This is a genomic window from uncultured Acinetobacter sp., assembly GCF_947624825.1.
In the GTDB taxonomy this organism is placed as follows: Bacteria; Pseudomonadota; Gammaproteobacteria; order Pseudomonadales; family Moraxellaceae; genus Acinetobacter.
This window is the reverse complement of sequence record NZ_CANQLZ010000051.1, coordinates 1-16,748: the sequence shown is the minus strand read 5'-3', so window position 1 is coordinate 16,748 and position 16,748 is coordinate 1. Positions and strand designations below refer to the sequence as shown.

The following is a 16,748-nucleotide window of genomic DNA, read 5'->3' as shown; positions in this document are numbered from 1 at the left end:
CTTGAATACTATGTGTGCGTAGACGCTCTGGACTGACATACAGTAAATCGATATTGCCTTGCCAAATTTCTTCTAAAATACGTTGTTGTTCTTCAGCATGTTGGCCTGAAATTAAGCAGGCTGTGCGTGAGCCCCACGGCTGAAGCTGTTGTAGCCCAAGCACTTGGTCTTCCATTAAGGCTTTAAGGGGAGAGATGACCACAGTCAATTCACGACGATAGCGACTTAAGATAAAGGCAGGCAGTTGAAAGGTTAAACTTTTCCCCCCGCCTGTGGGCAGTAACCCCACAGGGACACTGTTGCCTTGGGCCAAGGTGTGAATAATTTTTTCTTGACCCTCACGTAGCGAATAACCAAAGATCTCTTGGCTTTCTAAATTAAAATCAATGGCTTGAAACTGTTGATTCCCCCAAAAGATTTTCTCAGCTTCAATAAACCCTGCACCATATTCAGAAATGTCCATCAACCACGCAGGTCGGCGACAGCTCGGCTCATCTAAATGTAAGATCCAATGTGCAAAAGCAATCGCACCAATCCATTTGGCATCATTTTTTTCATCGAGCTGATGGATGTAATTGATCAGTTCATTGACTTGGCCATGTTGTGCCAACACAAGGTGGGGTGAAGCATCGGTCTCCTTTTTAATGTCACCCAGAAAATGCCAATGGCTTTTTCGTTGTTGAATCCATGTGACAATTTGTGGGTGGGTATGGGTTTGCCATGCTTTTTGAATGTCTAAATATAATTGGTAACTTTCTAACGCATCATCACAAGGCTGATTGGTTTGGCTCTGTGCTTTGTAAATTTTCAGCAAAGCATGTGAGGGTTTATGTGGGAAAATCAGGCTCGACAGAACTAAGGTATCAATGGCTTTATATTTTTTAATATAGTCAATGGCGGCATAAGTGCCTGTATACAAGGCTAACCAAGGTAAATCAAACTGCACAATATTATGCCCCCCCACATATTGGGCCTGATATAAAATTTGCACAAGCTGTCCCAGCTCAGCTTCTTGAACATGGGTGATATAGCATTGGCCATCGACGATGCCTAACAGCCCCCCGATTAAGAATTTTTTACTTGCAGGATCAATTTCTAAATCAAACCATACCGTTTGTTGGTGAAAAAGAGTCGATGCCTCATGAAAAGAAATTTCTTTGAATGTATTCGTTATCATGGCTTGAATTTAATGGTTGACTTATTGGCGGGTATATTAAATGAATTTTATAAGTTGTTGAAATTATAATCTAAATCAGATGGGTTTTTATATAGTTATCTGAAAAAGGCGAGATTACCCCATAACAGCTCATGTTACAGGTGCTTTAGGTCTCGATCATGGTTTGGACCAAAGACGATTAAGCATATTTTTTAAGATTCAGATCAGGATTAGATTATTTAAACTCTGTCATGTCGTTGATTTAAAGTCATGGTTTGGTCAATAGAGTTTGCTATCATGGCTTTTATTTTCATTTACAGATGATGTATGTCTGACCTCGCTTTACCTTTGCAACGTATTCCTAAATATATGCCGATTCGTGATGTACTTGCTCATCAAATCGAATCAGGCCAACGACAAAGTAATGAAAAGTTACCTTCCGAACGTGTCTTATCTGAGATGTTAAGCACCACACGTGTTGCAGTTCGAGAAGCACTACTCATGTTAGAGATGGAAGGCTTGATTTACCGCTTAGACCGTAGAGGTTGGTTTGTACGTGCTCCACGAATTATCTATTGTCCGCAATCCACCAAAAGTTTTAATCAGTATGTCTGTGAACAAGGTGCATTACCAAGTACGCAGGTGCTGTCCATGCAAAGGGTGACAGCGACAGCCTGGGATGCTCAGCATCTGGACATGAAGTTAGGTGAAGAGATTTATTCGATTTGGCGTAAACGAAGCATTAATGGACGTGCTGTTCTGGTTGAACATTTAAGGATTAAAGCGCAGCTGTTTCCTGATTTACTCCAGCATGATTTAAGTCAATCGATGACGCAATTAATGGCTGAGCATTATCAAAGACATCTGACACGGGCACACGTTCATCTGTATCCAGCGGCATTGGCTGAGCAACAAGCCAAGGCTTTACATGTCAATGTAGGCAGTATGGGCCTCTATATTTCAAGAACCAATCGTGATCAATCCGGTGTGATTACAGACGTCAATCAAGAGTATTGGTTGCATGATGTGTTAGATTTGCATTTTGAAGCACATTAATCTGGTTTAAACCAGATTAATTAAACTGTCATAAATTGCTGCTTAAATACGACGCATAAGAGAATTACATTCATTGGGAATGTTACATGCGTCTGAATAAATTTCATGATAAAAAATCTGGGTGGGTTGCTGCTGTAACGCTGGTGAGTGCGTTAGCGCTGGGTGGTTGTACCACCAACAGTGTGAACCAAGATCAAGAAGAGCTGACGGTCTATACTGCTGTCGAAACAGATCAACTCAAACGTTATCAATGGGCCTTAAAAAAAGCGCATCCTGAACTTAAAATTAAATGGGTGCGTGATTCAACCGGTGTGATCACCGCAAAACTTTTGGCCGAAAAGCATAATCCGCAAGCGGATGTGGTGATGGGATTGGCCCTGACCAGTCTGTTAGTGATGGAACAAGATGACTTGCTCCAGCCGTATCGTCCTAAAAATGTAGACGCTCTCAAACCAAGCTTTTATAGTCAAAAAACTACACCGACATGGACCGGGATGGCAGCCTGGGAAGCTGCTTTATGTGTGAATACGGTTGAATTAAAAAAACGTAATTTACCTATGCCACAATCATGGCAAGATCTCACCCAAGCCTATTATAAAGATTTAATTGTGATGCCGAACCCTGCATCCAGTGGTACAGGCTATTTGGATGTTACGGCATGGATTCAACTGTTTGGTGAAGATCAAGCTTGGCAATATATGCAGGATTTAGATCGCAATATTTCGCAATACGTTCATTCAGGGTCTAAGCCATGCAAAATGGCGGCGCAAGGTGAAGCTGTAATTGGCATTTCATTTGGTTACCCAGGCTTAAAGCTCAAAGCACAAGGTGCACCTTTAGCCTTAATCCATCCAAAAGAGGGCTTGGGTTGGGAAATGGAAGCCTCTGCGATTGTCAAAGGAACCTCAAATTTAAGCAGCGCACAAAAATTTATTGATTGGACCGTAAGTGAAGCTGCCAATCAAGCCTATGCGCAAAACTTTGCTTTGGTGGCACATCAAGGGGTGACACCGCAACATACAGGTATGCCTGCAAATCTCGAACAAAAACTCATTCCCCATGATTTTGATTGGGCAGCACAACAACGAGACCGCATTTTAAAACGCTGGTCAGCACAATTTGAACAGTAATCTTTGCATTAAACGATCATATTATGAATATTCCATCCGCGTTACAGCATGTCAGTGAACATGGCACGTCACAAGTGAGCACCTATGCTCAGCAGCAGAGCAAAGTCATTTTAGAAATTGCCGATATCCAAAAAGCTTATCAAGACAAGCAAGTCTTGACCCACATTAATCTTGATTTAAAAGCCGGAGAGTTGATTAGCTTTTTAGGACCATCAGGCTGCGGCAAGACCACACTATTGCGTATTATTGCCGGCCTTGAACAACCCGATTATGGCAAGGTGATTAAAAAAGGACAGGATATTACCCGTCTGAAAGCTGCTAAACGTCAATGTGGTGTGGTATTTCAAAATTATGCACTGTTTCCTAATCTGAGTATTGCAGAGAATATTGCTTTTGGCTTAAGCGATCAAAAATGGTCAAAAGTTGAAAAATCGCAACGTGTCACCGAATTGTTAAATTTGATCGAGTTGCCTGAGATTGCTGCGCGCTACCCTTATCAATTGTCCGGTGGCCAACAACAACGTGTGGCATTGGCACGTGCTTTAGCCGCCAAACCCGATCTTTTATTATTGGATGAACCGTTATCGGCACTTGATGCGGTGGTACGTGTCAAGCTGCGCCAAAATATTCGTTTAATTCAGCGCCAACTGAGCATTCCGACCATTTTAGTGACCCACGATCAAGAAGAAGCGTTAAGTATTTCTGATCGTATTGCCGTGATGTATGGCGGAAAAATCGAGCAATTAGATACCCCACATAATATTTACTATGCACCGCAAACCCGCTTTGTGGCTGCATTTATTGGCAATATGAATTTCCTCAGTGGCGATGTCTGTGCCAATCAAGCCCTGATGCTGCATGCTGGTGAAGCAGTGTTAAACCATCCACATCGTCTACCAACAGGTACTGCGTTTGAAATCGGCTTCCGACCTGAAAATGCGGTATTAAGTGCAGCATGTCCAGTGGATGTACAAGGTGTCGTGATGAAGGTACGTCCTATGCATACCGAATTTTTAGGTGCAAAAAAACGTATTTTCTGTCAGATGTTGGCTAAAAATGGTCAAGCTATTGATCTACAAGTGGATATTGAGCATCAAAATACGTTGCAGTTAAATGATGAAATGTGGCTAAGCGTCGCGTCGCAGCATGTATATCTTTTTGATGAAGCGGGGCGTGTCAGATGTTAAATTCAAGCACCGCCGCTGCCATTTTAAAAAGTGGAACCTATAAACGTAATCCTACTTCATTACGTGCCAACGTCGTACTCGGCACAGTGGCGACATTTTTTAGCCTGTGCTTACTGGTGCCTTTGGTTTTACTCTTTCGAAGCGCTTTTTTAGATGCAAATGCCAATTTTGTAGGCTGGGATAATTTTAGCACTTACTTTGCCAATCCTGCGTTGATGTCATCCATTGGTCACTCTGTATGGATTGCAGTTTTAGCAATTTTGATTACTGTACCTGTGGCAGGGCTTTATGCCTTTGCCATCAACAATACGCAAATGCCGGGCAAAGCATGGTTTAAAGCGATGGCTTTTTTACCCATCTTAGCACCCTCAATTTTACCGGCTTTGGCCTTGGTGTATTTATTTGGTCAACAAGGGGTATTTAAAGATGTGTTAGGCGACATCAGTATTTATGGCCCAATTGGTATTTTAATCAGTTATTGCTTTTGGTTATTTCCGGCCATCTTTATTTTGATGTTAGGTGCATTTCGTCAAGTCGATCGCCGCCTGATTGAGGCCTCGCAAACTTTGGGTAAAAACAGCCTACAAACGCATTGGCATGTGACACGTCCTGCGATTCAATATGGACTGATTAGCGCAAGTTTAGTTGCGTTTACCTATGTGGTCACTGACTTTGGTATCCCAAAGGTGATTGGTGGCTCATTTAATATGATGGCATTGGATGTCTATAAACAAATTATTGGCCAACAAAATATTAACATGGGTGCAGTCATCTCTATTTTATTGCTGTGTCCTGCGTTATTTGCTTTTTTGATTGATCGTTACCAAGCCCGTCGTCAACAACGTCGTCAGCAAAACATGGCTGAGCCGTATCAGATGCCAGCGCATCCGATTTTGGATAAATGTTTATTGGGCTTTTGTAGCGTAGTTGCCGGCAGCATTGTCTTAATTTTAGTGACTGCGATCTTAGCTTCTTTAATTCGCTACTGGCCGTACGATTTATCTTTGACCTTAAATCACTATCGTTTTGAATATGTTAACGGTGGTTGGAACAGCTATTGGAACTCGTTACAACTGGCATTTTGGACCAGCGTAGTCGGTACAGCTTTAATTTTTACTACCGTATGGGCACTTGAACGCCTCAATACCTCAAACCAGTTAAAGCAGTATGTGCGTATGTTGGCTTTATTGCCGCTGGCTATTCCGGGCTTGGTGTTAGGTATCGCGTATATTCTATTTTTTAACCATCCAGCCAATCCGTTAGCGATGCTATATGGCACGATGACTTTGCTGGTGATCTCCACCTTAATGCATTACTACACGGTACCGCATTTAACCTTAACGCAAAGTATGCAACAGATTCCGCAGCAACTTGATCATGCTGCACAGACCTTAGGTGTATCGCGTTTTAAATTGTTATCTAAAGTTTACATTCCGATCATGGTGCCTGCTTTGGGTGAGGTGTGGGTCTATCTGTTTGTGAATGCCATGACCACGGTATCGGCAGCCATTTTCTTATATTCACCAGAAACTAGTTTAGCGGCTGTTGATATTTTAAATATGGATGATGCAGGAGACACCGTTTCTGCTGTGGCCTTAAGTGTGGTGATTTTATTGACATCGTGTGTGGTGAAGTTCTTGCACTGGGCATTAAGTCAGCGTTATCTCAAGCGTACCGAGCGTTGGCGTCAACATCATTCTGCATAAAAAAACCAAGATTTTTATATCGATTTATTGAAGTTAGAAAACATGATCATGACCGATTTACACATTGTCGGCGGGGGGATTTTAGGCCTTTCTGCTGCCATTCAAGCCAAACAACAGGGTTTAAGCATCAAGCTGTTTGAAAAAGATGCCGTTCCAGTGGGTGCAACACGCCGTAATTTTGGCATCTTGGGCAGTGCAACTTTAAGTCGTCCTGATGATTGTTGGCATATTTATGCCAAAGATAGTTTGGAATTTTACCAAAGCGTTCAAAAGGAAATGGAGATTTCCTTTTCCAAACGTACCGGATTGTATTTGGCCACGACGCCTTTGCAAGCCAAGGTTTTAGATGAGTTCGAGCAACACGCTGCAGCCTATAACATTCACGCTCAATATTTAGATGCTGAAACCTTGTTAGCGCGTTACCCCTATTTAAATGCAGAAGCAGCATTACAGGGTGCTTTAACTTTAGACGATGAATACAGTTTAGAACCTGACCAAGCTGCTTCACGTCTTATGGCGTATGCTCAACAGATTGGGGTAGAGGTTTACACAAATGCATGTGTGGTTAAAGCAAATGCACATGATGGCCTTACTCAGATTCAATTGGCAACAGGTGAGTGTTTGACTGCGAAAAAGTTAATGATTTGTCATGGCGCAACCACAGATATTCTCTATCCGCAGACATTACAGCAATTGGGTGTGCAACGCTGCCATTTAAATATGGCGCTTACCGAAGCATTGCCGTATCAACTGAATGCTTCGATTTACTCAGGCTTATCGATTGCACGTTATCCAGGATTTTCGATTTGTCCAAGCTATGCAGACTTATTGGCTGAGCCACAAGATGAGATCGTCAAACGCTACGGTATTCATGTGCTACTCAAACAAAATCATCTTGGACAAATCATTGTCGGCGATACGCATGAATATACCGCTTTAAACGAAGCCGAATTGTTTGAGCAACAAGAACAGACCTATCAATTTATTCAGCGTTATTGCGCTGAGCAACTTGGCTTTGACTTGCCACCTTTAAGCAAGCGTTGGCAAGGCCAGTATTTATCCCATCCTGAACAGTCGGCATGTTTCTTAGAAGTTGAGTCGAATGTGTATTTGGCCAATGCAATTGCAGGTAAAGGCATGACCACAGGGCCAGGTTGGATCAAACACCAATTACAACAGCATATTTTTTAATTGAGGAAGAAATTATCATGAATGCCAAAATTGAACTCGACAATCCTTACTTATTACTTACCCCAGGTCCTTTATCCACTTCAAAAGGTGTACGCCAAGCGATGCAACGTGATTGGTGTACATGGGATCAAGAATACAATCAATTAGTGCAAGATATTCGTCAACGTCTTGTGGCGCTTGCGACAACACAAGTAGATGACTATAGCGCAGTCTTAATGCAAGGTAGTGGCAGTTTTTCAGTCGAAGCCGTATTGGGGACGTGTGTACCTGAAGCAGGCAAAATCTTAATTATTAACAATGGTGCTTATGGCGCACGTATGGTGCAAATGGCCAAGCGCTTAAAACTCAATGTAGTCGAGTTGGCTTATCCTGAAACCCAAGTGCCTGAGCTCGACGAAATTGCGCAAGTGTTATCTGATACGCAGATTACGCATGTGGCATGTGTACATTGTGAAACCACGACAGGCATGCTCAATCCAATTGAAGAGATTGGTGCGTTAGTCAAAGCGCACAATAAAGTCTGGATTGTCGATGGCATGAGTTCATTTGGTGGTGTTCCACTGGATGTGGCCGAATGTAAGATTGATTTTTTAATTTCCAGTGCCAATAAGTGTATTCAAGGCGTTCCAGGTTTTGGCTTTGTGATTGCCAAACGTCAAGAATTGGAACAATGTCAGGGCCAAGCACGTTCAGTCAGCCTTGATCTGTATGATCAGTGGTTTACCATGGAACAACAACAAGGTAAGTGGCGCTTTACTTCACCGACGCATGTGGTGCATGCATTTCATCATGCGTTATTAGAATTAGAACAAGAGGGTGGAGTAACTGCACGTCATCAACGTTATTTAACCAGTCAGAAAACTTTAGCCCAAGGTATGCAAGCATTAGGCTTTAACTGTGTGATTGCACAAAACCAATATCAATCGCCAATTATTACCACCTTTTTATACCCTGAAGATGATTTTAGTTTTCAGGCATTTTATCAGCATCTTAAAAGCACAGGCTTTGTGATTTATCCAGGAAAAATTAGCGATTTAGCCTGCTTCCGTATTGGCAATATTGGCGAAGTTTATCTTGAGGATATTGAACGCCTATTACAAGCCGTTGCACGCTATCGTGCCAATGTTTAAGCCTTATATTCCTAATATCCCTATTGAATGAAAAAGAGAAACAGCATGAATACATCAGTAATTAAAGCCATCGTTTTTGATTGGGCAGGTACCACCGTAGATTTTGGTTCTTGTGCACCTATTTTAGCATTTCAACGTTTGTTTTTAGATCAAGGTGTTGAAATTGAAGTGAGTGAAGCACGTGCACCGATGGGATTGGAAAAACGTGACCATATTGCTGCATTATTAAACATGCCGCGTATTGCTGCGGCATGGCAAGCAGTGCATGGACAGGCTGCGACAGAGGCAGATATTGATCGTTTGTATCAAGATTTTATCCCTTATCAACTCAAAGCCATTCCACAATGTTCCGATTTAATTCCGGGTGCAGTGGAGACTTTTCAATATTTACGTGCGCGTGACATCAAAATTGGCAGTAATACCGGTTATGCCAGCATGATGATGCCTGAGCTGATTGAAAAAGCAGCACAACAAGGTTATGTACCGGATTGTATTGTAACGGCAACGGATGTTACCCGTGGCCGTCCATATCCAGATATGTTATGGAAAAACCTCATGCAATTGGGTGTGGCAGATATTAAAAGCGTGGTAAAAGTGGATGACACGGTGGTGGGCATTGAGGAAGGCTTAAATGCAGGCTGTTGGACAGTAGGTTTAGCGGTTAGTGGCAATGAAGTAGGTATGTCATACCCAGAATGGCAAAATCTGAGCAATGAAGAACAAGCGGCCTTAAAAGCCAAAGCCTATAGCAAAATGCAAGCCGGCGGCGCACATTACGTGATTGATACGATTGCTGATTTACCTGCTGTACTTGAGCAAATTGAACAGCGTTTAAAGCAAGGCGATAAACCTTAAGCGCGTTTTAAAAGATATTGAGTGTGTATAAGCACTTAATATCTCTTGGTGTCAGACAAAATGAGCTATGGAAAATAGCTCATTTTTATACTCTACAGTCGAATTGAAACCTCTATAAGTCATGCAGATTATTGATCGCATCTCCACCACAGATGCTTGCATTTTTCGGTATTTCTAAACCATCTATGCGATGGCAAACGTGGCATTGTCAAAGATGCGGCCTTATCGGTACTTCTAAACCATCTAGGCGATGGCAAACAAAGCGGCGGAACATTTAGTCAAGGAATTATTCTTCTAAACCATCTAGGCGATGGCAAACAAAGCGGCGGAACATTTAGTCAAGGAATTATTCTTCTAAACCATCTAGGCGATGGCAAACTCGTCGATTTTATAACCACAATCTTTTCTTGTCTTCTAAACCATCTAGGCGATGGCAAACTTGTTGGGCGAAAAAGAAAATTCTCTCACAGGCTTCTAAACCATCTAGGCGATGGCAAACTACATCAATGATGAAATAGTTCAAGTGTCTAACTTCTAAACCATCTAGGCGATGGCAAACTAACTTCTTGCGCTGTATGCGGCTTGATTGCTCTTCTAAACCATCTAGGCGATGGCAAACGGTCGTAACGTTATGCCAGTGTTTGCTGGATACTTCTAAACCATCTAGGCGATGGCAAACCATTGAGCAATCCCCAAGATCTGTGCGCGAATCTTCTAAACCATCTAGGCGATGGCAAACTGGGGAGGGCTTGGAATGATCTTTAATTCTTTCTTCTAAACCATCTAGGCGATGGCAAACTCGATTATAGACTGTGGTCGGCCGATGCCAAGCTTCTAAACCATCTAGGCGATGGCAAACTTGAGATCTTCTCTCCAATTAGAGTATTTCTTCTTCTAAACCATCTAGGCGATGGCAAACTTACTGCATGAAATTGTAGATCGTCGTTCGCACTTCTAAACCATCTAGGCGATGGCAAACCGATGTTTCCTAATGAAGTGGAATCAAATGTTCTTCTAAACCATCTAGGCGATGGCAAACCAAAATCAATACAACCAAACTGATGCGATTTTCTTCTAAACCATCTAGGCGATGGCAAACCGTAATCCTGACTTAATGCCTGTTCACATTAACTTCTAAACCATCTAGGCGATGGCAAACTAAATGGTCTTGTGAAACTTAAGACAAATTTACTTCTAAACCATCTAGGCGATGGCAAACAACTTTGAATATTCAAAATTGGGCTAAACGATCTTCTAAACCATCTAGGCGATGGCAAACAACGTGCTGCGTATTACGCGCAATGCAGTTTCCTTCTAAACCATCTAGGCGATGGCAAACGCTAAATACATTCCCAACTTTTGGGCGCGGCTCTTCTAAACCATCTAGGCGATGGCAAACTTCCTGTGCCTGTAATTTTCCAATTTTTCGCACTTCTAAACCATCTAGGCGATGGCAAACCCGTATCGCATAACTGATAAAGTTGTATTACACTTCTAAACCATCTAGGCGATGGCAAACAGCTTGTTAGATCGTAAGTATTGTCAGCAAGACTTCTAAACCATCTAGGCGATGGCAAACCTCCAAACGAATAGCATTAACTTCACTATGACCTTCTAAACCATCTAGGCGATGGCAAACGATCAGATTATTGAAAAGCACCAGCGTGTGTTCTTCTAAACCATCTAGGCGATGGCAAACTAAACTTACAGACGCGCGGTCGAAAGGCTATTCTTCTAAACCATCTAGGCGATGGCAAACCTTTCATCACGGCCAATTTCATTGCCTAAACACTTCTAAACCATCTAGGCGATGGCAAACAATTTGTTTTTCATATTGCTTATTCCTTTGTTCTTCTAAACCATCTAGGCGATGGCAAACAAGATAGCATCAATTAATGCAGCGCCACCGAACTTCTAAACCATCTAGGCGATGGCAAACGCCTTCGGGCGGTTTTTTATTGCCTAAATTTTCTTCTAAACCATCTAGGCGATGGCAAACATCATCCGATACTAATTTACCGACACCGATAACTTCTAAACCATCTAGGCGATGGCAAACGCGAGAAACTTCCCTTTTGGGGCTTGGAACTACTTCTAAACCATCTAGGCGATGGCAAACGCAATTTGATTGATTGCATCCTTGTGAGTATCCTTCTAAACCATCTAGGCGATGGCAAACCACTTATCGAAAAAGAACTCGCTAAACGTGTACTTCTAAACCATCTAGGCGATGGCAAACATGGAGTTTACAATATTTTAGGTATGTATTTACTTCTAAACCATCTAGGCGATGGCAAACCTATATGCACTTTGCATGTTGGTATCAAAGATCTTCTAAACCATCTAGGCGATGGCAAACTTAAAGTTAAAAATTAAATCTGACTTTTACTACTTCTAAACCATCTAGGCGATGGCAAACTCGTACTGTATCACGTCGATCTGTATTTGAATCTTCTAAACCATCTAGGCGATGGCAAACCTGTGAGCTTACCATCACTTATACCTGAAATACTTCTAAACCATCTAGGCGATGGCAAACTTAGATGATGCGCATAGTCGTGCATTTACCGTCTTCTAAACCATCTAGGCGATGGCAAACGAGTGGCCAATAACAGGTACACTTTGGTCAGACTTCTAAACCATCTAGGCGATGGCAAACTTTTAGATAGTGCAAGCCGTGGTTTGCAGTTGCTTCTAAACCATCTAGGCGATGGCAAACAGCGCGTAGTAACATTCGCAATCTTTATGATCCTTCTAAACCATCTAGGCGATGGCAAACTGTGTTAAAGCTCGGTGATGCTCATGCTTGGCCTTCTAAACCATCTAGGCGATGGCAAACAGATTTACTTATACTTATGTATCTGGGGGCACCTTCTAAACCATCTAGGCGATGGCAAACGCATTCACGGCGTTTTTAGTGGCCTGTTGAGTCTTCTAAACCATCTAGGCGATGGCAAACAAATGTTACCTGGTAAAACCATTGCATTTGGTCTTCTAAACCATCTAGGCGATGGCAAACGTGATGCCACGGGTGAAATTAACTACGCATCACTTCTAAACCATCTAGGCGATGGCAAACGGTGAGGATGTAGCTCAGTTTTGTATCTACATCTTCTAAACCATCTAGGCGATGGCAAACGATCAGAAAAGGATTGAAAGCAAGTAAAGCAGCTTCTAAACCATCTAGGCGATGGCAAACATATCATTTGCCTGTGCAAACTCAATCGGTGTCTTCTAAACCATCTAGGCGATGGCAAACCCGTGGTCGAAGCGTATCCATCCCAACCTCGTCTTCTAAACCATCTAGGCGATGGCAAACATTATTTAACCCATCTTTCAAGTTATCCACAACTTCTAAACCATCTAGGCGATGGCAAACTTAAAAAACCCGGCTGTGGCGGCCGGGTTTAGCTTCTAAACCATCTAGGCGATGGCAAACATCAACATGGCCGCATCACGGGTTTCGGGATTCTTCTAAACCATCTAGGCGATGGCAAACGAATCTTGGTCCTCATTCACTTGAGAAGTAACCTTCTAAACCATCTAGGCGATGGCAAACCCGTGGTCGAAGCGTATCCATCCCAACCTCGTCTTCTAAACCATCTAGGCGATGGCAAACATTATTTAACCCATCTTTCAAGTTATCCACAACTTCTAAACCATCTAGGCGATGGCAAACTTAAAAAACCCGGCTGTGGCGGCCGGGTTTAGCTTCTAAACCATCTAGGCGATGGCAAACAAATAACCATATTTAGAAAAAAGCTCATCTATCTTCTAAACCATCTAGGCGATGGCAAACCTGACCATCAAAACGATATCTATATTGAAATACTTCTAAACCATCTAGGCGATGGCAAACTTAATGAATTGATCAAAAAAGCCCTCACTTGACTTCTAAACCATCTAGGCGATGGCAAACGCTTGAGCAAAAAGAGTTGATTCGTGCTGAATCTTCTAAACCATCTAGGCGATGGCAAACTCAGTTTAATTCTTTTATTAACTAAATTTATTCTTCTAAACCATCTAGGCGATGGCAAACAAAATTGAACAGGTTTTAGAGGGTAAATAAGTCTTCTAAACCATCTAGGCGATGGCAAACCGATTCTTGGCTGACTTGATCCAGCAGGCCAACTTCTAAACCATCTAGGCGATGGCAAACAGTCTAAAACATCAAAGCAGCTTGGGATTTTTCTTCTAAACCATCTAGGCGATGGCAAACTTGCTAATCACGGAGCAGGGGGGGACTTTAATCTTCTAAACCATCTAGGCGATGGCAAACGGTCTAACAATTCTTTTTTGTTGGTTGTTGTTCTTCTAAACCATCTAGGCGATGGCAAACTTGACCAACGACCAAAAACAATTGAAGAACTTCTTCTAAACCATCTAGGCGATGGCAAACCCCTACAGCAAATATTAAAAACCTTCGATTGACTTCTAAACCATCTAGGCGATGGCAAACACAAAATCAACAACCAAAGGAATATATATATTCTTCTAAACCATCTAGGCGATGGCAAACTTTTGATTCCTACTTTTGCCTTACAATTAACACTTCTAAACCATCTAGGCGATGGCAAACCTTTATCGCCTTGATGCTTAATAATTGATGGACTTCTAAACCATCTAGGCGATGGCAAACTAAGATATTTTTCTTGTTGCTCTAAGGAAAGACTTCTAAACCATCTAGGCGATGGCAAACTAAATTATAAACTGCTTATTTTTTCTTAACTACTTCTAAACCATCTAGGCGATGGCAAACCAGATGCAACTGTGTATAAAGCTTAGACCAAACTTCTAAACCATCTAGGCGATGGCAAACAAAATGGTCGGCTCATGGCTATAGATCAACAGCTTCTAAACCATCTAGGCGATGGCAAACAAAACATAGATACTGAAACAGGCATCTTATTACTTCTAAACCATCTAGGCGATGGCAAACTTTGTTGTTGTGGTGCTTTGGCATAATTAAAACTTCTAAACCATCTAGGCGATGGCAAACGAAAATTTTAATCCTGATATTGAATGCAGAAACTTCTAAACCATCTAGGCGATGGCAAACCACCCCCCAATGACCCTATCAACGCGTTGATACTTCTAAACCATCTAGGCGATGGCAAACTGACACAATCAATATACTGAGAAACATGCTTACTTCTAAACCATCTAGGCGATGGCAAACTTCTTTGCAATACCTATAGCAATTTTTGCTTTCTTCTAAACCATCTAGGCGATGGCAAACCCTGTTGGTTATCTTTGTAAGTATACAAGTAACTTCTAAACCATCTAGGCGATGGCAAACTTTTATATGTTTTATTTACAGGTTTTTTTACACTTCTAAACCATCTAGGCGATGGCAAACTCAAAATACGAGAATTATGATCGAAATGCCAACTTCTAAACCATCTAGGCGATGGCAAACGCATATAGTCCGCGACTTCAGAAAAGCATAGACTTCTAAACCATCTAGGCGATGGCAAACTTACTACGGCTAGACCCAGATCTGACGTTTAACTTCTAAACCATCTAGGCGATGGCAAACAAATATTTGATATGTTTTTAGGTCATTTGATACTTCTAAACCATCTAGGCGATGGCAAACAAATAGCAAAATCATCATCACATGCAGCGGATCTTCTAAACCATCTAGGCGATGGCAAACCTCATTATCATGTGATGTGGTGGATTCCCAAACTTCTAAACCATCTAGGCGATGGCAAACTAGAACAAACACAACAACAAGTTCAAACTACTCTTCTAAACCATCTAGGCGATGGCAAACTGAGCCTTGTCTATCAGTATTGGGCGCAGTTACTTCTAAACCATCTAGGCGATGGCAAACTTCAAGTCCAGTTATAACTTATAGTTGATCGACTTCTAAACCATCTAGGCGATGGCAAACTTTATATTACAACATGTGATATAGAATCTTTGCTTCTAAACCATCTAGGCGATGGCAAACAAATACTTTTAATTTTTACATCAATCATAGGACTTCTAAACCATCTAGGCGATGGCAAACTCTGCACATGGTTTCGCTTACCATGCAGACAACTTCTAAACCATCTAGGCGATGGCAAACTTCACCATCTGCTGATACAGATTTTTTATCTACTTCTAAACCATCTAGGCGATGGCAAACTGTTATGAAAATTTGGGAATGCGCTCCCTCTTCTTCTAAACCATCTAGGCGATGGCAAACGTTTAGAAGCTGTTAAGGATGTTATGCTTAATCTTCTAAACCATCTAGGCGATGGCAAACTTGAGCAATTGCTTTTATATGTTTTATTTGAACTTCTAAACCATCTAGGCGATGGCAAACCACTGCAATTGGTCTTGTACTTGTTGTAGCGTCTTCTAAACCATCTAGGCGATGGCAAACACAAGACCCGCACCCATTTCGTCATACAGTTTCTTCTAAACCATCTAGGCGATGGCAAACAAAACTTAAAGACATCTTGGACGATCTATATTCTTCTAAACCATCTAGGCGATGGCAAACGGCAAAACTCAGTTTATGATCTCAAAAATATTCTTCTAAACCATCTAGGCGATGGCAAACTTCACCATCTGCTGATACAGATTTTTTATCTACTTCTAAACCATCTAGGCGATGGCAAACTGTTATGAAAATTTGGGAATGCGCTCCCTCTTCTTCTAAACCATCTAGGCGATGGCAAACGTTTAGAAGCTGTTAAGGATGTTATGCTTAATCTTCTAAACCATCTAGGCGATGGCAAACTTGAGCAATTGCTTTTATATGTTTTATTTGAACTTCTAAACCATCTAGGCGATGGCAAACCACTGCAATTGGTCTTGTACTTGTTGTAGCGTCTTCTAAACCATCTAGGCGATGGCAAACACAAGACCCGCACCCATTTCGTCATACAGTTTCTTCTAAACCATCTAGGCGATGGCAAACAAAACTTAAAGACATCTTGGACGATCTATATTCTTCTAAACCATCTAGGCGATGGCAAACGGCAAAACTCAGTTTATGATCTCAAAAATATTCTTCTAAACCATCTAGGCGATGGCAAACTAAATATTGATGCTGATCAAGTCAATCTTTCACTTCTAAACCATCTAGGCGATGGCAAACTTAGCTTTTTGGCTTACTCTCGCAACCGTTTGCTTCTAAACCATCTAGGCGATGGCAAACAATTCCTGATGCTATTACAGAGAGGGGAACCACTTCTAAACCATCTAGGCGATGGCAAACTACCATCCACTGCTTCTTGATTTAACTGTATACTTCTAAACGGCTTTGTTGCACAAACCTATCTGTAAAGGCTTTTTCAGCGATATAATTTCCAAATGAAGAAGCCTACACACAAAAT

The 16,748-nt window shown here is 41.8% G+C and carries 8 protein-coding genes and 1 CRISPR repeat array; of the genes, 7 read left to right on the top strand and 1 reads right to left on the bottom strand.

From position 1 onward, the window contains the following. On the bottom strand, nucleotides 1-1,177 hold a 1,177-nt coding region (locus Q0017_RS11020; protein WP_298146661.1), incomplete at its 3' end, for a DEAD/DEAH box helicase. A 306-nt stretch (nucleotides 1,178-1,483) separates the two neighbouring features. Between Q0017_RS11020 and Q0017_RS11015 the strand changes: the two genes are divergently transcribed. The 7 genes from Q0017_RS11015 to phnX all read left to right on the top strand — a co-directional run bounded on the left by Q0017_RS11015 (nucleotide 1,484) and on the right by phnX (nucleotide 9,411). Beyond that, nucleotides 1,484-2,212: a UTRA domain-containing protein gene (locus tag Q0017_RS11015; protein ID WP_297428689.1), complete on the top strand. Its 729-nt coding sequence runs from the start codon at nucleotides 1,484-1,486 to the stop codon at nucleotides 2,210-2,212. Between the two features lie 86 nt (nucleotides 2,213-2,298). Next, nucleotides 2,299-3,342 (top strand): putative 2-aminoethylphosphonate ABC transporter substrate-binding protein, encoded by a 1,044-nt coding sequence (locus Q0017_RS11010; RefSeq protein WP_297428685.1) that lies wholly within the window; start codon nucleotides 2,299-2,301, stop codon nucleotides 3,340-3,342. A gap of 23 nt (nucleotides 3,343-3,365) precedes the next feature. Then, entirely contained in the window at nucleotides 3,366-4,529 is a 1,164-nt protein-coding gene (locus Q0017_RS11005; RefSeq protein ID WP_298146657.1) for an ABC transporter ATP-binding protein, read from the top strand. After that, the gene (locus Q0017_RS11000) at nucleotides 4,523-6,235 is read left to right on the top strand and encodes a putative 2-aminoethylphosphonate ABC transporter permease subunit (RefSeq protein ID WP_298146654.1); all 1,713 of its coding nucleotides are present in this window, start codon (nucleotides 4,523-4,525) and stop codon (nucleotides 6,233-6,235) included. The genes Q0017_RS11005 and Q0017_RS11000 overlap by 7 nt, the downstream gene beginning before the upstream one ends. 48 nt (nucleotides 6,236-6,283) lie before the next feature. Continuing rightward, entirely contained in the window at nucleotides 6,284-7,426 is a 1,143-nt protein-coding gene (locus Q0017_RS10995) for an FAD-dependent oxidoreductase (protein ID WP_298146651.1), read from the top strand. A 17-nt stretch (nucleotides 7,427-7,443) separates the two neighbouring features. Next, nucleotides 7,444-8,556 (top strand): 2-aminoethylphosphonate--pyruvate transaminase, encoded by a 1,113-nt coding sequence (phnW, locus tag Q0017_RS10990; protein WP_297428673.1) that lies wholly within the window; start codon nucleotides 7,444-7,446, stop codon nucleotides 8,554-8,556. A gap of 27 nt (nucleotides 8,557-8,583) precedes the next feature. Further along, a complete protein-coding gene (gene phnX, locus Q0017_RS10985; protein ID WP_298146648.1) occupies nucleotides 8,584-9,411 on the top strand; it encodes a phosphonoacetaldehyde hydrolase in 828 nt (275 codons plus the stop codon). Nucleotides 9,412-9,582: 171 nt separating this feature from the next. After that, nucleotides 9,583-16,630: direct repeats of the CRISPR family, unit length 28 nt; unit sequence CTTCTAAACCATCTAGGCGATGGCAAAC. Nucleotides 16,631-16,748: the final 118 nt, after the last annotated feature.